Below are 20,173 nucleotides of genomic sequence, written 5' to 3'. Positions count from 1 at the left end.
GCGGCTCCCCTTGCACCCCGGCCACCGGTCTGCTAGATACTGAACCATATGGTTCAGTATGCCGACTTGGACTCCTCGTTCGCCGCGCTCTCGGACGCCACCCGGCGTGGCGTTCTGGAGCAGCTCGGACGCGCAGATGCTTCGATCACCGAGCTTGCCGGAAAGTTCCACATGACCCTCACGGGCATGAAGAAGCACGTCGGCGTCCTGGAGCAGGCGGGGCTCGTCACCACGCAGAAGGTTGGCCGCGTGCGGACCTGCAAGCTCGGCCTGCGCGGACTGGAGGAAGAGGCGGCCTGGATCGAGCGGCACCGCCTGCTCTGGGACGCACGCTTCAACGAGTTGGACAAGGTTGTCGAGGAATTGAAACGGAAGGAGAAAGCCGATGCGCCAAAGAACCGAGAGTGAGCCCACGAACAGCCGCACCACGGTCGAACGGAAGTCCGAGCGCGAGCTGGTCGTCACGCGAACAGTCAACGGTCCGGCGCGCATCGTGTTCGAGGCGTGGACCAAGCCCGAGCTGTTCAAGCAGTGGTGGGTGCCGAAGTCGATGGGCATGTTCCTGCGTTCATGTGAGATGGATGCTCGTACCGGAGGCACGTACCGCCTGGTGTTCGGCCACGACGCCTCGGACCTTCACGAATTCTTCGGCAGGTATATCGAAGTGACACCGCACTCACGCCTTGTCTGGACCAATGACGAAGGTGGTGACGGTGGACCCGTCACCACGCTGACCTTCGAGGAAAAGGGTGGCAATACGCTGCTGGTCATGCACGAACTCTATCCCTCGAAGCAGGCTCTCGACGCGGCCGGTACCGGGGCGGCGGATGCGATGGGCGAGACGTTCGAGCAATTGGACGAGCTTCTCGTCGTCTTGGGCGAAGGCGTGAGGCGGTCATGACGTCGTCGATCTCGGGGACGCGGTTGCTGCCGCCCTCGACGACAAAGACCGGGATAGTGATCCGCAAGCGCAGCGCCGAGACGAAGAAACGCGGCGTCATCGCTTGATCGCGATCACGCCATCCTCAGCCCCTCCCAAGCCGTGAACACCGAGACCGCAAACAGCAGCAGTCCGGCCGCGCGGCCCGCAAAAGCGGTCGCCCGCGGGTTGGCCACCAGCAGATTGCGGCTGCGGCCGGCGGTGATGGCGAGCCCGCCATAGATCGCGGCCTGAGTCGCCACCGTCAGCAGGCCCATGACCGTCGCCTGCATCCAGATCGGGCCGTAATCCGGCTTCAGGAACTGCGGATAGACGGCAAATATGAAGAGATAGGCCTTCGGGTTGATCAGGCAGGTCACCAGTCCCTGGCGAAAGGCCTTCCAGGCCGTGCGGCTGCCGACGAGCCCGTCATGGCCGACGGTGATGGAACTGCGCATCAGCGAAATACCGATGAAGGCCATGTAGGCGGCGCCTGCTATCAGCAGCGGCTTGTACAGGATCGGTACGAAATGCATCAGCAGGCCGACGCCGATGGCGCCGTTCAGCGTGTGCACGATGCCGCCGACCATGATGCCGGCGGTGGCGGCGAGGCCCCGGTCGCGGCCGCCGGTGAGCGCATTGGCAAGCACGAACAGCATGTCCATCCCGGGTACGATGATGATGCCGGACAGCAGGATAAAGAACAGCCAGAGATTTTCCGCGTAGCTCATGTCAGTTGCCTGTCGCTTCCTGCTGGGGTGCCGTTGAGGAATTCGTTGATTTTCAACCCGATAGGCAGTCCAATAAATCACCCCAACTGACGGGGATGTGTCAGTAGCGTTCATCAGGGAGAGGAAATGCGCAAGGCGTCGCGGCTGTTCGAGATTATCCAGATCCTGCGGCTGGCGCGGCAGCCGGTGACGGCAGCCATGATCGCCGGGCAGCTGGAAGTCACGATGCGTTCGATCTATCGCGACATCGCCGCACTGCAGGCAATGCGCGTGCCGATCGAAGGCGGGCGCGGTATCGGCTACATATTGCGGCCCGGCTTCGACCTGCCGCCGCTGATGTTTTCGATCGAGGAGATGGAAGCGATCGTCCTGTCGCTCGCCCTGCTGGAGCGCACGGGAGACAGCGAACTCAAGCAGGCGGCCAAGCGCGTCAGCGCCAAGATCGCCAGCGCCGTGCCGCCGCCGTTGCGCCAGGCGTTCGACGCCAACGCGCTGCATGTCTGGGGGTTCGCAGCACCGGCAATCGGCACCATCGATCTGGCGCTTGTGCGCCGCGCCATCCGCGACGAGGAAAAGCTCGACCTGTCCTATCGCGACGAAATCGGCCGCGCCTCCGAGCGGCTGATCCGTCCGATCGCGCTGATCTACTATTCAGAAACCGCCAACATCGTCGCCTGGTGCGAATTGCGCCAGGCCATCCGCAATTTCCGCAGCGACCGCATCGCGGATTGCCGGGCGACCGGGCTGCGCTTCAAGGGCGAAGGCGATCGCCTGCGGCAGGTCTGGGTCAGTGGCTGGGAGGCGAACGCTGTCGCTGGCGGCTGAAGCGGATCTTACCGCACATCCACCCAGCGCTTTTCCTCGAACGACCTCGCCATCGCGTGCACGGTGCGCTCGATCTCCAGCCCTTCGGCAAATTCGATGACCCGTGCCGGCTTGCCGGCAAGCCGCGTCAGCAATTCGTGGCACTCGATGATCTTGAGGTCGTTGAAACCTAGCCCATGGCCCGGCGCCGGGAGGAAGGCGTCGTAAGGCTTGTGGTGCGGCGCCACCAATATGGTGCGGTAGCCCTGTTCGGTCGGGCGATCGGCGGTGACATAGAGCTGGATTTCGTTCATCCGCTCCTGGTCGAACAGGATCGATCCCTTGGAGCCGAAAATCTGTATGGCGATGCGGCCCTTGCGGCCCCAGGCCGAGCGGTTGACCAGCAGCGTGCCGGCAATGCCGTTTTCCAGATGCATCAAAACGCTGGCGATGTCGTAGGTCTCCACCGCACGGCGGCCGCCGCTGGCCAGCTTGCGGTCGACATAGGGTTTGGCCATGTCGCAGATGACTTTTGCGACGCGGCCGAACAGCGTCGACACCAGCGACAGCGGATGCACGGCGAAATCGTCGAGCGCGCCATAGCCGGATGCGGCCTCATGCTTCCAGAAGAACAGCGCTTCCGGATCGGCCATGAAGTCCTCGTCCATCTCGATGCGCAGATGGTTGACCTCGCCGATGATCTTTTCCTCGAGCAGCGCGCCGATGTGGCGGATGGCCGGGCTCTGTATGTAGTTGTAGCCAAGCGCTGCGACCTTGCCGGACTTCTTCGCCGCGGCCGCCATCGCCGCTGCTTCGGCAAAGCTCGGCGCCATCGGCTTCTCGCACCACAGATGCTTGCCGGCTTCGAGAATAGCGATGGCCATCTCCGGATGGAACTGATTGGGCGTGGTCAGCGAGACGATATCGACCTCGGGGTCGTTGACGACGGCACGCCAGTCGCCCGACGCCTTGGCGAAGCCGAACTCACCGGCCTTGCGCTTGGCCAGCTCCTCGTTGACCTCGCCGAGATGGACCAGCTTCGGCTTGGCGACATCGGGAAAGACGGCACCGACGGCGCTCCACGCAATGGCGTGGCATTTGCCCATGAAACCCGTGCCGATAAGACCAACGCCGACCATTTCTTTCTCCCAATAACTGAAGCGATCGATGGATGAATTAGTCCATTTCTTCTCCGAATGGAATGTCTGCCTCATTTTTTATGGCCTTCTTGCGCAGGCTCGCTATGATGGGGCAGAGAGGACGTCACTTGAGTTAAAGAGAGCATGATGTCGTCCGAAAACCGCTGCACACTTTTCGGCATCATGCTCTAGATGAGCTTGGACGGGGCGACGATGGACGAACGGGTACCTCGCGACTTCGAGACGCTGCGCGCCACGATCCTCGATCGCCGTGAAACCTTGCCCAAGCGCATCGCCCAGATCGCCGCCTACGCGCTCGACAACCCTGATGACATCGCCTTCGGCACCGCCGCCAGCATCGCTGCTTCGGCGGGCGTGCAGCCGTCCACCCTGATCCGCTTTGCCCAGCAACTAGGCTTTGACGGCTTCACCAGCCTGCAGCAGGTGTTTCGCGAGCGGCTGCGCGAGCGCAATTCCTCTTATGACGAACGCCTTCAGGCGCTGCGCGCCAAGGCCGATGCGGGTGCTGGACACCGAGCCATCTTCGACGGCTTCGTCGCCGCCGCCAGCACTTCGCTCAACGATATTTCGCGAACGCTCGACGAGGCGCATCTGGAAGACGCGATCTCGCTGCTGGCCAAGGCCGAGACCATCTATGTCCTGGCCAAGCGGCGCTCCTACCCGGTGGCAAGCTATATCGCCTATGCCTTGGGCAAACTGAAGATCCGCAACCAGCTGATCGAATCCGCCGCCGGCCTCAATGCCGAAATGGTCGCCTTCGCCACCCCGGCCGACGCCGTCATCGCCATCAGCTTCTCGCCCTACGCACCGGCCACCATCGAGGAAGCCCGCACCATTTCCGAACAGGGCGTGCCGATCGTCGCCATCACCGACAGTTCGTTTTCGCCACTAGCGCAGTTCGCCAAGGTCTGGTTCGAGGTCGCCGAGGCCGATTTCGCCGGCTTCCGCTCGCTGTCGGCCACCATGGCGCTGGCCATGGCGCTCACCGTCGGCGTCGGCGAGAAGCGGCGCAGCACCGGAAAGAAGCGCAAGGTCTAGGCAATCCCAGAAAAAGGCGTGAAGCGGTTTTCCGTCCGGAAAATGCGGACTTGGGATCTGTGGAAAGGGATCATCCCGTATGCCATGCTAGAACCGAAGTTCATCGAGAATGGTTCATGCATGAATTGGGAACAGATCGCATCGGATTTCGCTTGGGACGGCTCATGGCGAGATATCTACGTTCTGAACACGTCTGAGGCAGATTGGCAGGCCGTCTGGGACATCCTCCTCGAATGGACCCCGCCAATTTCAGTGTCTCCGGCAAGATCGAATCGATGCCATTGGGGGTCGAAGCCGCCCTGGAAAGCGAAACAGACAGCCTACTTTCTTTTTACGTCGGGCCAATCCAGCTTGCATGTCACTTCTTCACCGTTGTCGAAATCGAGTTCGACTTCGATCCTAGGCAAGTCAGCGGAGAAACTGAGATTGAGCACCTTGACCGCTTTGTGCGATTGCTAGGTGACGCTACTGGGAAGCAGGTAACTCTGACGCAGGAAAATGATCAGGAGGCTATCATCGCCCGCTACTCTCCCGACCTTGGGAGTGTGGTCTGGCGTGCTTTTTCATAACCGAATCGTTTTGTCGGCTGGCGGCTTTCCCCCTCAAACTCGTCTCGATCCACATCTGGTTGCGCGGTAACGGGTCTCCATCCTAAGTCTCCAGCAGCCATCGCTCTTCGGCACTTTTAAAGGAAGGAATGCTCATTCCATATTGACTATGGATTGGAATTATTATTTCATATTCCCGGCGCCACGCTGCCGCTCGCGCGTGTCCCCCAACTACGTTGCTCAAGACAACAAGACCGACGGGAGGTTCCAATGAGCGAAGCCGTGGACGCCAAACAGGCGACGCTCGATGTCATCACCATCGGTCGCGCTTCCGTCGACCTTTACGGCCAGCAGATCGGCTCGCGGCTGGAGGACATCGGCTCCTTTGCCAAATCGGTCGGCGGCTGCCCGGCCAACATCTCGGTTGGCACGGCGAGACTAGGCCTGCGCTCGGCGCTGCTCACCCGCGTCGGCGACGAGCAGATGGGCCGCTTCATCCGCGAGCAGCTGCGGCGCGAAGGCGTCAATGTCGATGGGCTCAAGACCGACCAGGAACGGCTGACGGCCCTGGTGCTGCTTTCGGTCGAGAGCGAAGGCGTCTCGCCAATGATCTTTTATCGCAGCGACTGCGCCGACATGGCGCTCGCCGAAGAAGACATCGATGAAGCCTTCATCGCCTCGGCCCGCTCGATCGTCGTCACCGGCACGCATTTTTCCCGGCCCAACAGCGACGCCGCCCAGCGCAAGGCGATCCGCATCATCAAGGCCAAGGGCGGCAAGGTGGTGTTCGACATCGACTACCGCCCCAACCTCTGGGGGCTCGCCGGCCATGCCGAAGGTTTTGAGCGCTATGTCAAATCCGACCGCGTCTCAGCCCAGCTGAAGACGGTGCTGCCCGATTGCGACCTCATCGTCGGCACCGAGGAAGAGATCATGATCGCCTCGGGCGCCGACGATTGCCTGAGCGCGCTGAAGACGATCCGCGCGCTGTCCAAGGCAACCATCGTACTGAAGCGCGGCGCCATGGGCTGCATCGTCTATGACGGGCCGGTCAGCGACGATCTGGAAGACGGTATCGTCGGCAAGGGCTTTCCGATCGAGATCTATAATGTGCTGGGCGCGGGCGATGCCTTCATGTCCGGTTTCCTGCGCGGCTGGCTGGGTGGCGAAGATCATGCGACAGCGGCGACCTGGGCCAATGCCTGCGGCGCTTTCGCCGTGTCGCGGCTGCTCTGCGCGCCGGAATATCCGACCTTCGAGGAATTGCAGTTCTTCCTCAGGAACGGCAGCAAGCACCTCGCTCTGCGCAAGGACGAGGCGATCAACCACATCCATTGGGCGACGACCCGCCGCCGCGATATCCCCTCGATGATGGCGCTCGCCTGCGACCACCGTGTGCAGCTTGAGGACGTCGCGGCAAAGACCGGCGCCGATCCGGCGCGCATCCGCGATTTCAAGGTGCTGGCGGTCAAGGCTGCGGCGAAAGTCGCCGCCGGCCGCGACGGCTATGGCATGCTGATCGACGAGAAGCATGGCCGCGAAGCGATGTTCGAATTCGCCCGCCACCCCTTTGCCTGGCTCGGCCGTCCCGTCGAACTGCCGGGCTCGCGGCCGCTGCGCTTCGAGTTCTCGCAGGACATCGGCTCGCAACTGGTGGAATGGCCGGTCGACCACTGCATCAAATGCCTGTGCTTCTATCACCCCGACGATCCGGCAGCGCTCAAGGAAGAGCAGCAGCAGAAGCTGCGCTCGCTGTTCGAAGCCGCGCGGAAGGTCGGCCGGGAGCTTCTGGTCGAGATCATCGCCGGCAAGCACGGCAAGCTCGACGAAACGACCATCCCGCGCGCCCTGGAAGAACTCTATGCGCTTGGCATCAAGCCGGACTGGTGGAAGCTCGAACCGCAGGCGTCGGCCGGCGCCTGGGCCAAGATCGAAGCGGTGATCCTGAAGCACGATCCCTGGTGTCGTGGCGTCGTGCTGCTGGGTCTCGAAGCGCCGCAGGACGAACTGGAAGCGGCCTTTGCCGCCACCGCCAAGGCGCCGATCGTCAAGGGCTTTGCCGTCGGCCGCACCATCTTCGTCCACGCCGCCGAACAATGGCTGGCGGGCAAGATGACGGATGACGAGGCTATCGCCGACATGGCCGCGCGCTTCGAACAGTTGACCGAAGCGTGGCTTGCCGCGCGTGGCCGTAAAGCAGCATAAAGGCGCGGCAAGAGGACTGCGGAGGAAAACACCATGAGCAAGACAATCCGCCTGACGATGGCGCAGGCGCTGACCCGCTTTCTGAGCAAGCAGATGACCGAGATCGACGGCAGACGAGTGCCCATCTTCGGCGGTGTCTGGGCGATCTTCGGTCACGGCAATGTCGCCGGCATCGGCGAGGCGCTGTACCAGCTGCGCGACGAATTGCCGACCTTCCGCGCCCACAATGAGCAGGCGATGGCGCATGCGGCGATCGCCTATGGCAAGGCCAATTTCCGCCGCCGCTTCATGGCCGCGACCTCTTCGATCGGCCCCGGTGCGCTCAACATGGTGACGGCGGCGGCGCTCGCCCATGTAAACAGGTTGCCCGTCCTGTTTTTGCCGGGCGATGTCTTCGCCAACCGCATTCCCGACCCGGTGCTGCAGCAGGCCGAGGACTTTTCCGACGGCACCGCGACGGTCAATGACTGCTTCCGTCCGGTGTCGCGCTATTTCGACCGCATCACCCGTCCCGAGCAGATCATCCCGGCATTGGCGCGGACCATGCAGGTGCTGACCGATCCGGCGGAATGCGGCCCGGTGACGCTGTCGCTCTGCCAGGACGTGCAGGCCGAGGCCTATGACTATCCCGAGAGCTTTTTCGCCGAGCGCGTCTGGCACCAGCGCCGTCCGCGTCCGGACCGGCATGAATTGGCGGCGGCGGTCACCGCGCTGAAGGGTGCGAAAAAACCGCTGATCATCGCCGGCGGCGGCGTGCTGTATTCGCAGGCTTCGGATGAACTGGCGAAATTCGCCGAGAGCGCCGGCATTCCGGTCTGCGAGACGCAAGGCGGCAAATCCTCGCTGCCCGACACACATCCGCTCAACATGGCGGCGGTCGGCGTCACCGGCACGTCCGCGGCCAACCGGCTGGCGGAAGAAGCCGATGTCGTGCTCGCCATCGGCACCCGCCTGCAGGATTTCACCACCGGCTCGTGGGCGCTGTTCAAGAACTCCGGCAAGACCATCATCGGGCTCAACGTGCAGCCTTTCGACGCCGGCAAGCACCGCGCGCTGCCGCTGGTCGCCGATGCGGCCGAAGGGCTCGCCGAACTCGGTGCTGCGCTGGGGAAGTGGAAAGCACCGGCGACATGGACCGACAATGCGACCCAAGGCAAGAAGGCCTGGCAGGCCGAAGCCTCCAAGGTGACGGCGTCGACCAACGCCGCCTTCCCTTCGGACGCGCAGGTGATCGGCGCCGTGCAGCGCGCGCTCGGGTCCGGCGTAACGCTGCTGAATGCGTCGGGCGGCCTGCCGGGCGAGTTGCACAAGCTCTGGCAGGCAGGCGCGCCCGGCTCGTACCATGGCGAATATGGCTTCTCGACCATGGGCTACGAGATTGCCGGCGGGCTCGGCGCCAAGATGGCCAAGCCCGACCAGGAGGTCGTCGTCATGGTCGGGGACGGCTCATACCTCATGATGAATTCCGAAATCGTCACGTCGGTGATGCTCGGCCTGAAGCTGACCATAGTGGTGCTCGACAACAGGGGTTATGGCTGCATCAACCGGCTGCAGATGGCCACCGGCGGCGCCAACTTCAACAACCTCCTGAAGGACGCGCGCCACGAGATCCTGCCCGACATCGACTTCGCCGCGCATGCGGCGAGCATGGGCGCTATTGCCGAGAAGGTGCCGTCGATCACCGGCCTGGAGACCGCGCTGCAAAAATCGAAAACCAACGACCGCACCACCGTGCTGGTCATCGACACCGACCCGCTGATTTCCACCGATGCCGGCGGCCATTGGTGGGATGTCGCGGTGCCGGAAGTCTCCGCACGGCCGCAGGTCAACGCAGCCCGCAAGGCCTATGACGAAAAGCGGCAGATGCAGACTATTGGCGATTGATGCTAAGTCAGCGCTGCCCCCTACCTCCCCCTTGTGGGGAGGTCGGACCGAAGGTCCGGGTGGGGGTCTGGCGCCGCACCCCACCCCGCTGCTTCGCAGCGACCCTCCCCACAACGGGAGGGTGAACAAGAAACCGGAGCTAAAACTTGAAAGCCAAACTGGGCATGTCCCCCATTGCGTGGTGGAACGATGATCTTGCCGAACTCAGCGACGACGTCTCGCTGGAAGAGTGCCTGCGCCAGTCGCGCTCTGCCGGCTTCACCGGCATGGAAATGGGCCGGCGTTTCCCAAACGAGCCCGAAATCATGCTGCCGATCCTGAAAAAGGCCGACGTGACGCTGTGCGGCGGCTGGTTCTCCGGCACGCTGGTTGATGAGGATATGGGCAAGAACAGGGATCGCATCCAGCCGATGATCGACCTGTTCAAGGCGGTGAATGCGCCTTGCATCGTCTATGGCGAGGTCGGCCGCTCGATCCAGGGTGATCGCTCCAAGCCTCTCGCCACCAAGCCGAAATTGTCGAACGACGAAATGAAGGCCTATGCCAGGCGCCTCACCGAGTTCGGCGAATGGTGCGCAGAGCAAGGCATGCCGCTGTCCTATCACCATCACATGGCGGCGGTGGTCGAGACCGAGCCGGAGCTCGATGCCTTCATGCGCCATTCCGGCGAAGGCATTCCGTTGCTGCTCGATGCAGGGCATCTCGCCTTTGCCGGTGGCGATGTGCTGCGCGCCATCGACAACCACCACAAGCGCATCAGCCATGTCCATGTGAAGGATGTGCGCATGGGCGTGATCGACGGGCTCGACCGCACGAAGCAGTCCTTTCTCGACGCCGTGGCGCTCGGTGCCTTCACGGTGCCTGGCGACGGTTCGCTCGATTTCGGCGCCATCGTGCAGCGCTTCGCCGACCATGGCTATGAAGGCTGGTTCGTCGTCGAGGCCGAGCAGGACCCGAAAAAGAACCCGCCGCTGAAGATGGCCCAAGTGGGTTACAGGGAGCTGATGCGGGTGATGACGGCGGCCGGCTACACGGTGGAAACGCAGGGTTTTCCCAATGCCTGAGGCGATCCAATGAAGGATTACGAGCACCCGTTCTTCCGGCCGCTGTGGCGGCGCGTTGCCGTCGTCGCCGTCTGCGTGATCTGGGCGGGAATAGAATTCGCCTCCGGCACGCCGTTCTGGGGTGTTATCGCGCTCGGCTTTGCTGGCTACGCGGTGTGGCAGTTCTTCTATCTTTACAAGCCGGTGGAGGAGAGCAAGGCTGCGCCTGATCGACCGAAGACCGGCGAAGCGAAGGCGGACGCCGAACCGAAGGAATGAAGCGGCCGCGGCTCGGAAGGAGCTTGCGGGTCGGACACTCGACACCTGGCTTATCGCCTACGTCGGTGATTGGTCGGAACGTCCCTCGCTTCGTCATCCTAGGGTCTTCGCGACGGAGCTTCGCTCCTGCTTCGCCCTAGGATGACGAAGTTGAGAGGCCGACCTCGAAGACATGCGATAGGAGAGACAAAACATGTCGAAACTGCTCGTCAAAGCCGACAAGGGCCATGGCCGCGTCGCCCATGTCACGCCCAAAAGCGCCGGATGGACCTATGTCGGCTTCGACCTGCACCGGCTGAAGCCGGGCGCGACCGCATCCGGCAAGACGCGGGATCGCGAAGTCTGCCTGGTGTTCGTCACCGGCAAGGGCACGGCAAGGGCCGGCGGCCAGGAACTCGGCCTGCTCGGCGAGCGCATGTCGCCCTTCGAGGGCAAGCCGTGGTCGGTCTATATTCCTGAGGGGTCGGATTGGTCGGTCACCGCCGACACCGATCTCGAGCTCGCGGTCTGCTCGGCGCCGGGCCTTGGCGGCGGCCTCCCGGTGCGCGTCATCGTCCCGGACGACCTCGGTCAGGAAGTGCGTGGCAAAGGCACCAACACGCGCTACGTCACCAACATATTGCCCGAGGGTAAGCCGGCCGACTCGCTGCTGGTGGTCGAGGTCATCACGCCCGGCAGCCACACATCGAGCTACCCGCCGCACAAGCACGACCAGGACAATCTGCCTGCCGAATCCTATCTCGAGGAAACCTACTACCACCGCCTCAACCCGCCGCAGGGTTTTGCCTTCCAGCGCGTCTACACCGACGCCGACAAGACCGGCGCCCGCGAGCTGGACGAAGCCATGGCGATCGAGGACGGCGATGTTGTGCTGGTGCCCAAGGGCTATCACCCCTGCGCCGCCTGCCACGGCTACGACCTCTATTACCTCAACGTCATGGCCGGGCCGAAGCGGACGTGGAAGTTCCACAACGCGCCCGAGCACGAGTGGCTGACGAAGGCCTGATCGGCCTTCGCTTGCGCCGGAAGCGGTTGGTCCAGCAGCAAAAAATCGTCGGCTAACGATCCATGGGGTCGATTTGCCTTCGAAAACCCGCATAAGCTTCGTCAATCCGTCATGGAAATCACCTATGGCAGCGGGCTGACGAGGATTTTTTTCGATGCGCTACGCCATCTATTTCACCCCAAGGCAGGACGAGCCGTTGGCGCGGATCGCCGCCAACTGGCTGGGCCGCGACCCCTTTGGCGCCGCCACCAGGCCGGTCGAGGCGGTGGGCGAGCTGTCGGCGGCCGAAGTCGCCTTTCACACCGCATCGGCGCGGCGCTACGGTTTTCATGCGACGCTGAAAGCGCCCTTCCGGTTGGCCGCCAACGAAACCGAAAGCTCGTTGCGCGCGGCGCTGGACGCCTTTGCCGAAGCAACGCCGACGGTCACCATCCCGCGCCTGGTCGTCAGCCAGATCGATGGTTTCTTCGCTTTGCTGCCGGAAGGCCCGCTGCCGCCGCTCAACCGTTTCGCCGATGATGTCGTGCTTAGCTTCGACCGTTTTCGCGCGCCGCTCACCGAGGCCGAGATCGAGCGGCGCAGCCCGGATTCGCTGAAGCCGGCCGAGTTCCGCAATCTCTGCCAGTGGGGCTATCCCTATGTGTTTGAGACCTTTCGCTTCCACATGACACTGTCCGGCCGGGCCGGGCCGCAGGAAAGCCAACGTCTGCGCGCGGCAATTGACAGCCTGTTCGCCGATGTGCTGCAGCAGCCGGTGCTGGTGGATGCGCTGACGCTGTTCGTCGAAACCGAACCGGGCGCTCCGTTCATGGTGCTTTCGCATCATGCGCTCGGCCGCCGCGCTGCCCGAAAAACCGCCTGACCGCAATTCGTCCGAGTAAGCAAGGACTGCCTGAATGACCGCCGAAACTGTTCTCCACAACGCCCGCATCGTGCTTGCCGACGAGATCGTCGAAGGGTCGCTCGTGCTGCGCGACGGTTTTATCTCCGGCGTCGACGCCGGCACCGGCCACACCGGCGGGAGCATGGACGGCGAGGACATGGGCGGCGACTACATCATTCCCGGCCTGGTCGAGCTGCACACTGACCATCTCGAAGGCCACTATGCGCCGCGCCCGAAAGTGCGCTGGAACCCGATCGCCGCCGTCCTTGCCCATGACGCGCAGGTGGCCACCGCCGGCATCACCACCGTGCTCGACGCTTTGCGTGTCGGCATGGACGAGGACGCGGATATTACCTCCGACGACATCCGCAAGCTCGCCGGCGCGATCGAGGACAGCGTCGCGAAAGACCGGTTGCGGGCCGACCATTTCCTGCACCTGCGCTGCGAGGTCTCGGCGCCGGATTGCTTGCGGGCTTTCGCCAATTTCGATGGCGACGGGCGGGTCAAGCTGGCCTCGCTGATGGACCATGCGCCGGGACAGCGTCAGTTCGTCAATCTCGAGACCTACGCCCATTACTATCAGCGCAAGCTGAAATTGACCGATCGCGACTTCCAATTGTTCTGCGAAAAGCGGATGTCGGAATCAGCGAAGAATTCGGGACCGAACCGGGTGGCGATATCAGCCGCCTGCAACGAGCGGGGCATTGTGCTGGCAAGCCATGACGACGCCACATCGGGCCATGTCGACGAAGCGATCGAGCAGGGCGTGCGCGTCGCGGAATTCCCGACCACGCTGGAAGCCGCCAAGGCCTCGAAGGATGCCGGGCTCGGCGTGCTGATGGGCGCGCCCAACGTCATGCGCGGCTCCTCGCATTCGGGCAATGTCTCGGCCCGCACGCTGGCCGGCGACGGCCTGCTCGACATATTGTCGTCCGACTATATCCCTTTCAGCCTGATCCAGTCGGCCTTCTTCCTCGGCGACGTCGTCGAGGGCATCTCCTTGCCGCAGGCGGTCGCGATGGTGTCGAAGAACCCGGCCGAGGCCATCGGCCTCAACGACCGCGGCGTCATCGAACAGGGCCGCCGCGCCGACCTCGTGCGGGTGCGCGTCGACGACCATGTGCCGGTCGTGCGCACCGTCTGGCGCCAAGGGCGGCGGGTCGCCTGATGGTCTCGGCGTCGATCGAGCGCGAACTGACCAGCGAGGCCTTTCCGGTCCGCAACGGCGTCTTCGTCGCCGTCGTCGGCCCGAGTGGCGCCGGCAAGGATACGGTAATCGGTTATGCCCGCACCTTGTTTGCCGACGAGACGAGGCTGGAGTTCGTCCGCCGGGTCATCACCAGGCCGAGCGATGCGGCAAGCGAGGATCACGACACGCTGGCCGACGCGGCCTTTGTCGAAGCCGAGGCCGACGGCGCCTTCGCCATTTCCTGGGAGGCGCACGGCCTGCGCTACGGCATTCCGGCCGATGTCGACTGGTCCATCGCCAATGGCCATGTCGCGGTCGCCAATGTCTCGCGCGCAGTCATCCCGGTGCTGCGGGAGCGCTATGCCAATCTGGCTGTCGTCGAGATCACCGCCTCGCCGGAAATCCTCGCCGAGCGTCTCGCCCAGCGCGGCCGCGAATCGCGCGGCGAAGTGCTGGCTCGGCTCGCCCGCAGCGCCAATGTCGCTTTGTCCGGCTCCGGCGTCACCTCGATCGACAATGGCGGCCGGCGCGAAGCCGCCGGAGAACGCTTCGCCGAGGTGCTGCGCAAGGCGATGGCCTTCTCGGATATATCCGGCGTGATGTAGCGCTACTCGGCCGCGACAGTCTTGCGGCTGGCATCGAGCATCAGCCGCCTTGCGCGGAACACGCCCCATTGCTGGTCGACCAGCACGCCGATCAGGATCACGCCGCCCATCACCGCGAAGTTGAGCGAGGACGGGATGCCGAGCAGATTGACCAGGTTCTGCAACTCCTGCAGCAGCACGGTGCCCAGGATGACGCCAACCAGCGAGCCTTCGCCGCCGCGCAGCGAGAAGCCGCCGAGCACGGCGGCGGCAATGGCGTAGAGTTCGTAGAACTGGCCGTGGCTGGCCGGCGAGATCGAGCGCGTGTACATGGCGAAATAGATCGCCGACAGCGCCGTCAGAACGCCGCAGATGACATAGGCGGCCATCACGACGCGGCCGGTGCGGATGCCCGAATATTTCGCCGCCTCTTCGTTCTTGCCGATGGCATAGAGGTAGCGTCCGAACACCGAGCGGTGCAGCACCACCCACATGACGATCGAAATGACGATCAGTGCGATGAAACTGTTGGGCACGCCATAGCTGCGGCCCGCGGTGAGGAATTCGAGCTCGGGAAAATTCTGGCCGAAGGCGAAGCCGGCGGTGCCGTCGGCGGTATAGAAACGGGCGACCCCGCGATAGATCAAAAGGCCGCACAGCGTCACCACGAAGGGCTGCAATTTCAGCCTTGTGATCAGCCAGCCATGCGCCAGCCCGATGATGCCGCCCAGCACCAGGATCAGCGGCAGCGCCAGCGGCCATGGCATGTCGCGCACAGCGATGAAATCGATGAACAGCGTGCCGAGCAGCGCCACCAGCGACCCCACCGACAATTCGATGCCGCCGGTGATGATGACGAAGGCCTGGCCGATGGCGAGGATCCCGAACAGGCCGATCAGGTTCGAGGTGTTGGCGAGGTTGATCGGCAAAAGGAAGCGCGGGTTGATGGCGGTCACCACGGCGCCGACCACCAGGATCAGGATCAGCAGGCCGAGATCTTTTTTGCTCATCGTCTTCTCCCCAATGCGCCGGACCGGCAATCGCCTGAAGCCCGCTAGTTTGCCGGCTTGCCGACCGCCAGCAACAGCACGTTTTCCTGGCTGAATTGTTCCTTGTCGAGAATGCCCGAGATCTGGCCCTCATGCATGACGGCGATGCGGTCGGACACGCCGATCACCTCTTCCATGTCGCTGGAGATCATCAGCACGGCGACGCCGGCATCGGCCAAGGCTCGCATCAGCCCGTAAATCTCGGCCTTGGCGCCGATATCGATGCCGCGCGTCGGCTCATCGAGGATCATCACCTTCGGGTTCATCGCCAGCCATTTGCCCAGCACCACCTTCTGCTGGTTGCCGCCCGACAGCGTGCCGGTTCGCGTCTGCACCGACGGCGCTTTGATGCCGAGATTCGTCTTCTGCTTCTCTGCGGTGGCGGCCTCGGAGCTTGCCGACACCAGTCTACGCTTCGCATGCGCCGGCAGGTTGGGCAGCGAGATGTTCTGCGCGATCGACAGGTCAAGCAAAATGCCGGTCAGCTTGCGGTCTTCCGGAACCAGGAAAATGCCATGCGCGACCGCATCGGCCGCCGAACCCAGCACAAGCGGCTTGCCGTCGAGTTCGAGCCCACCGCCAAGCGTGCTGTCTATGCCGAAGAACACCCGCGCCAGTTCGGTGCGGCCGGAGCCGACAAGGCCGGCGAGGCCGAGGATTTCACCGCGCCTGATGTCGAGGTCGACCGGCCGGGCAGGGTAGGCGGGGGTGCGGATGGCTTTGGCTGAGAGAGCCGTGGCGCCCGGCGCCCGAGCCGCCTCGGAGGCCTTCTCGCGCTCCTTCAGCATGCGGCCGATCATCAACTTGACCATCTGGTCGTGGTTGATGGCGCTCTTCGGCAAGGTGCCGGCCAGCATGCCGTCGCGCAGCACCACGACGCGGTCGGCGACGCGCTCGACCTCATGCAGCCGGTGCGAAATGAAGATGACGCTGATGCCATCGGTCTTCAGCGCCTTGATGACGTCGAGCAGCTTGTCGGTTTCGGCAAGCGGCAGGCTCGATGTCGGCTCGTCGAGGATCACCAGCCGTGCCTTGATCGACAGCGCCTTGGCGATCTCGACCATCTGCTGCTGGGCAAGCGACAGCGAGGCAACCGGCGTATCGGCGGAAAAGTTGGCGCCGACACGCTTCAGCAGCGGCGCCACCATTTCGCGCAGCTTGGCGCGGTCGACCAATCTCAGCGGCCCGCCGCGCAACGGCTCGCGGCCGAAGAAGATATTGGCGGCAACATCGAGGTTTTCGAACAGATTGAGTTCCTGGTGCACGAAGGCGATGCCCGACCCCAGGCTGCCTTCGACGGTGAGCCCGTCATGCGCAACGCCGTCGACGGTGATGGCGCCGCTGTCCGGCCTGGTGACGCCGCCGAGGATCTTCATCAAGGTCGATTTGCCGGCGCCGTTTTCGCCGACCAGGCCGATCACCTCGCCCGGCCTGACCTCCATGGAAAAACCATCCAGCGCCACCACGCCCGGATAAGTCTTGCGCACGTTCTCGAGGCCGAGGAACGGGGTGGTTGCGACGATGGATGGGTCGGAATAATTCATCACGCCATATTTGATCAGGCTTGCCAGCAGCCGGTGGGCTACAGACTGACGGGCCTTGGCCGGCCCGTCAACACGATCGCCGGCTCAAGGCGAACCCTGAGCCGGCGCAACTGCTCGTGGTCTCAGTTTCCGGACATCGCCTTCAGATTGGCGGCATAGGTGTCGACATCGTCCTTACCGATGATCTTGGTCGGGATGATGATCAGGCCGCCTTCCGGAATGCCTGATTTGTCGCCCTTGAGATAGGCGGCCATCAGCTTCATGCCCTGATAGGCCCACTCGAAGGGCTGCTGCACGACGGTCGCCGCCACGGTGCCTTCCTTGACGCCGCCCAGCGTGATCGGATCGTCATCGAAGCCGACGACGGTGATCGAGCCGAGCTTGCCGGCGTCGCGCAGCGCTTCATAGATGCGCGGCGTGTTGTAGGAATAGAAGCCGACCATGCAGGTGATGTCGGGGCTGGCGACCAGCGCGTCCTCGACATTCTTCTTGGCGCGCGCCTGGTCGATGTCGTCGCCGCGCACGTCCACCAGTTCGATCTTGCTGCCGGCGAGGCCGTCCTTCATGCCCTGGATGCGTTCCTTGGCATTGTCGGCGCCGAGCAGGCCGACGAAGCCGAGGCACTTGCCGCCGTCCGGCATCGCCTTCTTGGCGATCTCGGCCGCCTGCTTGCCGGCGTCGACATTGGACGAGCCGATATAGGCGACGCGCTTGGTCTGCGGGGCATCGGAGTCGGTGGTGAACAGCGCCGTTTCCGACGCGATCTTGTTCAGGCCGTCGGTCGAGGTCTTGGGGTCGACGGCCGAGACCATGATGCCCTTGACGCCGGCGGTCACCAGATCGTCCATCAGCCGCTGCTGGATGGCGACCGAGGACTGCTCGGGATATTTGAGTTCGAGATTGTAGTCGGGCAATTCGGCCTGCGCCTTCTTGACGCCGGCTTCGGCGGCCTTCCAGAAATCGGAAGCGCCGTTGACGACGAAGGCAAGCGTCGGCTTGTCGTCGGCGCGCGCAATGGCTGTCGCGGTCAGGCCAAGCAGCAGGGCTGCGGTGGCCACGGATGCATGTCGTATCAAGGATTTCATGTTCAACCTCCCGTTTTGGCTCAGTCGTCGGACTGAACCGATCTTGCATTCACTGACTTGCCGCTCGCGATTTGGACGCCCTCCTCCTCAGGGGTTCCCGGCGCTGAAGAATGGCGTCGTCGGTCGCGATCACGGACTTTAGAGACTCATCCCGTGCTCGTAAATAGTCTGATTTGTCTGACATATCACATGTCCGAGACCAAGCTTGCGGAGGCAAACCCCGCTCGCCATCGGGCCATTCACGTGCACTTCTCGCCGCACGGGTCCCACCTGACCGGACACGGCGGATTGACGTTACAGCGTCGTTTTGTATTAGTAAACACTATTAGCAGAGGTCTCGCGCGGACACTCGGCGGTGGCCCTAGGTCTAGTTTGCCCGAACAGGTGCAGCACGGCTTCGCGCAAGCAGATGCCTTGCAGTCCTTGAATTTCACGCAGCCCGCAGCGGCATGGCGGGGAACTTCAAAACTGCTAATAAAGATAATCGCCTTCGACTATTTCCATTGGTCGACGGCGCGACACCATCTTGTCGGTGTGGCAGGCTTGCGACTAGACAGGCTGGGGATTGGGACGCAATGCCATGAGCGAGACGAGGGATCCGGACGACACGGCGAAGCGGCGCAAGGCGCCGGCGAGAGCTGCCAAGGGCGGCCGCGTCACCATGACCGACATTGCCAGGGCAGCCGGTTGCTCGCAGGCGACCGTCTCTTTCGTGCTCAACGATTCGCCCGGCATCCGGCTGTCGCAGCAGACGCGCGAGCGGGTGATCGACGCCGCGCGCTCGCTCGGCTACGCAGCACCCGCCTTCTCGGCGCTGCGCAAACCTGTTCCCGCCTTCGATGGACTTGACGGTGTCATCGGTTTCGCTGTCGACCAGCTGGCGACAAGCCCGGAAGCCGTTGTCGCCATCGAGGGCGCGCGCCAGGCGTCGTGGAACGCCGGCAATGTGTTGCTCGTGGCGCAGACCATGGGCGACGCCGTCATGGAGCCGCGCGCCATTGCGGCGCTCACCAGGCGCGGCATCTCGGCGCTGATCTACATGACCATCTTCACCCGCGAGATCACGGCGCCGGACTTCCTCTACGGCCTCGACATCCCGGTCATCCTGCTCAACTGCTACACGGCCGATTATGCCTTCCCGGCCGTGGTGCCGTCCGAGATCGCCGGCGGCCAGAACTCGACCCGGCATCTGATCGGCCACGGCCACCGCCGCATCGCCACCATCACCGGCGAGCCGTGGATGCAGGCCGCGCAGGACCGGCTGAAAGGCTACCGCAGGGCGCTCGCCACCGCCGACATCCCGTTCGATCCCGAACTGGTGGTCGAGGGCGACTGGTCGGCGAGCGCCGGCTATGCCGCGACCGTGGAGCTTTTGGAGCTGAAAGAGCGCCCGACCGCCATCTTCTGCCAGAACGACCGCACGGCCATCGGCTGCTACGAAGCGCTGAAGGAGGCGGGCCTGCACATCCCGCAGGACATCTCCGTCGTCGGCTATGACGACGAGGAGATCGCCCGCCATCTGTTCCCGCCGCTGACGACATCGATCCTGCCGCACATGGCGATGGGCCAATGGGCGATCGAACAGCTCGAAGTGCCGCCTGCCGGCCGCGGCCGCTATCCCATCACCAAGCTGGAATGCCCGCTGGTGCAGCGGGATTCGGTGGCAGCTGTGGCTGGATAAAGTTGAACCAGCCCATCCCGATGCAAATCGGGATGGGTCTGTTTGGTGGTTGCGCCTCAGGGCAGGGTCTATCCGGGAACGTGCCGCGGTTAGAACCGCAAGACGACAAAGGAGCGCCTGCGATAGCAGCGCCGGCGCAACCGGCCATGCCGCCAGAACGTGCGGCAGTGCCGTCTCCAGACATGCCGCCTGTGGTGGCGACGACGGTGCCATCGCCGATGCGATATCTGCTCGACATCGCCCGGGCCTTCGTCGTCATCAAACGAATTGGCATCCTGCTTGTCGAGTTCATCGAGAATGCCGTTACCGACATTGGGAACCCCGGCCACGGCCTCGAGAGGCCGAACCGCGGTAGCAAGCGCCGCGGCCCCCGCAACGCCGAACAATGCTGTCAAGAATGATCGCCGATCCATCAAAACCTCCATCAGCAAGACAAGGCTAACATGACGAGCCTAACACAAAGCAGCTAGAGCGGGTGATACAAAAGGCCAGAGGCGAATCTTCGAGCCGGCCCAAACGGGTGACCGGACGGACGGCAGAG

20 protein-coding genes are annotated in these 20,173 nt (G+C 63.6%); 15 read left to right on the top strand and 5 right to left on the bottom strand.

Annotated elements, in window-relative coordinates; genetic code table 11:
- Nucleotides 1-48: 48 nt before the first annotated feature.
- On the top strand, nucleotides 49-408 hold the full coding sequence (locus NKJ58_RS26700; protein WP_023687408.1) for an ArsR/SmtB family transcription factor: 360 nt from the start codon (nucleotides 49-51) through the stop codon (nucleotides 406-408).
- Entirely contained in the window at nucleotides 386-901 is a 516-nt protein-coding gene (locus tag NKJ58_RS26695) for an SRPBCC domain-containing protein (protein ID WP_023805772.1), read from the top strand. The genes NKJ58_RS26700 and NKJ58_RS26695 overlap by 23 nt, the downstream gene beginning before the upstream one ends.
- 113 nt (nucleotides 902-1,014) lie before the next feature.
- On the opposite strand, the gene NKJ58_RS26690 is transcribed toward NKJ58_RS26695, so the two are convergent.
- Nucleotides 1,015-1,650 (bottom strand): LysE family translocator, encoded by a 636-nt coding sequence (locus NKJ58_RS26690; protein ID WP_023732715.1) that lies wholly within the window; start codon nucleotides 1,648-1,650, stop codon nucleotides 1,015-1,017.
- Between the two features lie 126 nt (nucleotides 1,651-1,776).
- Between NKJ58_RS26690 and NKJ58_RS26685 the strand changes: the two genes are divergently transcribed.
- Nucleotides 1,777-2,475: a helix-turn-helix transcriptional regulator gene (locus tag NKJ58_RS26685; RefSeq protein WP_023672341.1), complete on the top strand. Its 699-nt coding sequence runs from the start codon at nucleotides 1,777-1,779 to the stop codon at nucleotides 2,473-2,475.
- Nucleotides 2,476-2,483: 8 nt separating this feature from the next.
- On the opposite strand, the gene NKJ58_RS26680 is transcribed toward NKJ58_RS26685, so the two are convergent.
- Nucleotides 2,484-3,593 carry a Gfo/Idh/MocA family protein gene (locus tag NKJ58_RS26680; protein WP_023748282.1) on the bottom strand — a complete coding sequence of 370 codons (1,110 nt, stop codon included), beginning with the start codon at nucleotides 3,591-3,593 and terminating at the stop codon, nucleotides 2,484-2,486.
- Between the two features lie 213 nt (nucleotides 3,594-3,806).
- Here NKJ58_RS26680 and NKJ58_RS26675 point away from each other — a divergent pair, with 213 nt between their 5' ends.
- From NKJ58_RS26675 to phnN, 10 genes are all read left to right on the top strand, one after another.
- Complete coding sequence (locus tag NKJ58_RS26675; RefSeq protein ID WP_023714510.1) at nucleotides 3,807-4,652, top strand: MurR/RpiR family transcriptional regulator; 846 nt, start codon at nucleotides 3,807-3,809, stop codon at nucleotides 4,650-4,652.
- 233 nt (nucleotides 4,653-4,885) lie between these two features.
- Nucleotides 4,886-5,221 (top strand): hypothetical protein, encoded by a 336-nt coding sequence (locus NKJ58_RS26670; protein WP_023744934.1) that lies wholly within the window; start codon nucleotides 4,886-4,888, stop codon nucleotides 5,219-5,221.
- A 249-nt stretch (nucleotides 5,222-5,470) separates the two neighbouring features.
- The gene (locus NKJ58_RS26665) at nucleotides 5,471-7,405 is read left to right on the top strand and encodes a bifunctional 5-dehydro-2-deoxygluconokinase/5-dehydro-2-deoxyphosphogluconate aldolase (RefSeq protein ID WP_352519347.1); all 1,935 of its coding nucleotides are present in this window, start codon (nucleotides 5,471-5,473) and stop codon (nucleotides 7,403-7,405) included.
- Between the two features lie 33 nt (nucleotides 7,406-7,438).
- Complete coding sequence (gene iolD, locus NKJ58_RS26660) at nucleotides 7,439-9,289, top strand: 3D-(3,5/4)-trihydroxycyclohexane-1,2-dione acylhydrolase (decyclizing) (RefSeq protein WP_352854175.1); 1,851 nt, start codon at nucleotides 7,439-7,441, stop codon at nucleotides 9,287-9,289.
- A 146-nt stretch (nucleotides 9,290-9,435) separates the two neighbouring features.
- Nucleotides 9,436-10,353, top strand: coding sequence for a myo-inosose-2 dehydratase (iolE, locus tag NKJ58_RS26655; protein WP_023739737.1), 918 nt, complete (start codon nucleotides 9,436-9,438; stop codon nucleotides 10,351-10,353).
- A 9-nt stretch (nucleotides 10,354-10,362) separates the two neighbouring features.
- Nucleotides 10,363-10,611, top strand: coding sequence for a hypothetical protein (locus NKJ58_RS26650; RefSeq protein WP_023739736.1), 249 nt, complete (start codon nucleotides 10,363-10,365; stop codon nucleotides 10,609-10,611).
- Between the two features lie 193 nt (nucleotides 10,612-10,804).
- Complete coding sequence (gene iolB / locus NKJ58_RS26645) at nucleotides 10,805-11,617, top strand: 5-deoxy-glucuronate isomerase (RefSeq protein ID WP_023728867.1); 813 nt, start codon at nucleotides 10,805-10,807, stop codon at nucleotides 11,615-11,617.
- A 154-nt stretch (nucleotides 11,618-11,771) separates the two neighbouring features.
- Nucleotides 11,772-12,479 (top strand): DUF1045 domain-containing protein, encoded by a 708-nt coding sequence (locus NKJ58_RS26640; RefSeq protein ID WP_023703742.1) that lies wholly within the window; start codon nucleotides 11,772-11,774, stop codon nucleotides 12,477-12,479.
- A 34-nt stretch (nucleotides 12,480-12,513) separates the two neighbouring features.
- Nucleotides 12,514-13,668 (top strand): alpha-D-ribose 1-methylphosphonate 5-triphosphate diphosphatase, encoded by a 1,155-nt coding sequence (locus tag NKJ58_RS26635; protein WP_023695970.1) that lies wholly within the window; start codon nucleotides 12,514-12,516, stop codon nucleotides 13,666-13,668.
- Complete coding sequence (phnN, locus tag NKJ58_RS26630) at nucleotides 13,665-14,294, top strand: phosphonate metabolism protein/1,5-bisphosphokinase (PRPP-forming) PhnN (RefSeq protein ID WP_023710452.1); 630 nt, start codon at nucleotides 13,665-13,667, stop codon at nucleotides 14,292-14,294. The genes NKJ58_RS26635 and phnN overlap by 4 nt, the downstream gene beginning before the upstream one ends.
- Before the next feature lie 2 nt (nucleotides 14,295-14,296).
- On the opposite strand, the gene NKJ58_RS26625 is transcribed toward phnN, so the two are convergent.
- The 3 genes from NKJ58_RS26625 to NKJ58_RS26615 form a co-directional block, all read right to left on the bottom strand.
- The gene (locus NKJ58_RS26625; protein WP_023672350.1) at nucleotides 14,297-15,283 is read right to left on the bottom strand and encodes an ABC transporter permease; all 987 of its coding nucleotides are present in this window, start codon (nucleotides 15,281-15,283) and stop codon (nucleotides 14,297-14,299) included.
- Between the two features lie 44 nt (nucleotides 15,284-15,327).
- Nucleotides 15,328-16,866, bottom strand: a complete 1,539-nt coding sequence (locus tag NKJ58_RS26620) for a sugar ABC transporter ATP-binding protein (RefSeq protein ID WP_352854173.1) — start codon at nucleotides 16,864-16,866, stop codon at nucleotides 15,328-15,330.
- A 122-nt stretch (nucleotides 16,867-16,988) separates the two neighbouring features.
- The gene (locus NKJ58_RS26615) at nucleotides 16,989-17,951 is read right to left on the bottom strand and encodes a sugar-binding protein (protein WP_023672352.1); all 963 of its coding nucleotides are present in this window, start codon (nucleotides 17,949-17,951) and stop codon (nucleotides 16,989-16,991) included.
- A gap of 580 nt (nucleotides 17,952-18,531) precedes the next feature.
- Here NKJ58_RS26615 and NKJ58_RS26610 point away from each other — a divergent pair.
- Nucleotides 18,532-19,632 carry a LacI family DNA-binding transcriptional regulator gene (locus NKJ58_RS26610; RefSeq protein WP_352854172.1) on the top strand — a complete coding sequence of 367 codons (1,101 nt, stop codon included), beginning with the start codon at nucleotides 18,532-18,534 and terminating at the stop codon, nucleotides 19,630-19,632.
- A 218-nt stretch (nucleotides 19,633-19,850) separates the two neighbouring features.
- Nucleotides 19,851-20,033: a hypothetical protein gene (locus NKJ58_RS26605; RefSeq protein WP_196813864.1), complete on the top strand. Its 183-nt coding sequence runs from the start codon at nucleotides 19,851-19,853 to the stop codon at nucleotides 20,031-20,033.
- Nucleotides 20,034-20,173 lie beyond the last annotated feature (140 nt).

The sequence above is a fragment of the Mesorhizobium sp. M0139 genome (assembly GCF_040322455.1).
In the GTDB taxonomy this organism is placed as follows: Bacteria; Pseudomonadota; Alphaproteobacteria; order Rhizobiales; family Rhizobiaceae; genus Mesorhizobium.
Note: the sequence above shows the minus strand (reverse complement) of the source record. Positions and strands in the feature narration are given on the sequence as shown.

Bases quoted from the DNA above. Each gene is read 5' to 3' on its own strand.
- NKJ58_RS26615 (WP_023672352.1), bottom strand. From the start codon at position 17,951: ATGAAATCCTTGATACGACATGCATCCGTGGCCACCGCAGCCCTGCTG.
- NKJ58_RS26700 (WP_023687408.1), top strand. From the start codon at position 49: ATGGTTCAGTATGCCGACTTGGACTCCTCGTTCGCCGCGCTCTCGGAC.
- NKJ58_RS26620 (WP_352854173.1), bottom strand. From the start codon at position 16,866: ATGAATTATTCCGACCCATCCATCGTCGCAACCACCCCGTTCCTCGGC.
- iolD (WP_352854175.1), top strand. From the start codon at position 7,439: ATGAGCAAGACAATCCGCCTGACGATGGCGCAGGCGCTGACCCGCTTT.
- NKJ58_RS26640 (WP_023703742.1), top strand. From the start codon at position 11,772: ATGCGCTACGCCATCTATTTCACCCCAAGGCAGGACGAGCCGTTGGCG.
- NKJ58_RS26680 (WP_023748282.1), bottom strand. From the start codon at position 3,593: ATGGTCGGCGTTGGTCTTATCGGCACGGGTTTCATGGGCAAATGCCAC.
- iolB (WP_023728867.1), top strand. From the start codon at position 10,805: ATGTCGAAACTGCTCGTCAAAGCCGACAAGGGCCATGGCCGCGTCGCC.
- NKJ58_RS26635 (WP_023695970.1), top strand. From the start codon at position 12,514: ATGACCGCCGAAACTGTTCTCCACAACGCCCGCATCGTGCTTGCCGAC.
- NKJ58_RS26650 (WP_023739736.1), top strand. From the start codon at position 10,363: ATGAAGGATTACGAGCACCCGTTCTTCCGGCCGCTGTGGCGGCGCGTT.
- NKJ58_RS26685 (WP_023672341.1), top strand. From the start codon at position 1,777: ATGCGCAAGGCGTCGCGGCTGTTCGAGATTATCCAGATCCTGCGGCTG.
- NKJ58_RS26695 (WP_023805772.1), top strand. From the start codon at position 386: ATGCGCCAAAGAACCGAGAGTGAGCCCACGAACAGCCGCACCACGGTC.
- NKJ58_RS26625 (WP_023672350.1), bottom strand. From the start codon at position 15,283: ATGAGCAAAAAAGATCTCGGCCTGCTGATCCTGATCCTGGTGGTCGGC.
- NKJ58_RS26690 (WP_023732715.1), bottom strand. From the start codon at position 1,650: ATGAGCTACGCGGAAAATCTCTGGCTGTTCTTTATCCTGCTGTCCGGC.
- NKJ58_RS26610 (WP_352854172.1), top strand. From the start codon at position 18,532: ATGAGCGAGACGAGGGATCCGGACGACACGGCGAAGCGGCGCAAGGCG.
- NKJ58_RS26675 (WP_023714510.1), top strand. From the start codon at position 3,807: ATGGACGAACGGGTACCTCGCGACTTCGAGACGCTGCGCGCCACGATC.
- NKJ58_RS26670 (WP_023744934.1), top strand. From the start codon at position 4,886: ATGGACCCCGCCAATTTCAGTGTCTCCGGCAAGATCGAATCGATGCCA.
- NKJ58_RS26665 (WP_352519347.1), top strand. From the start codon at position 5,471: ATGAGCGAAGCCGTGGACGCCAAACAGGCGACGCTCGATGTCATCACC.
- NKJ58_RS26605 (WP_196813864.1), top strand. From the start codon at position 19,851: ATGCGATATCTGCTCGACATCGCCCGGGCCTTCGTCGTCATCAAACGA.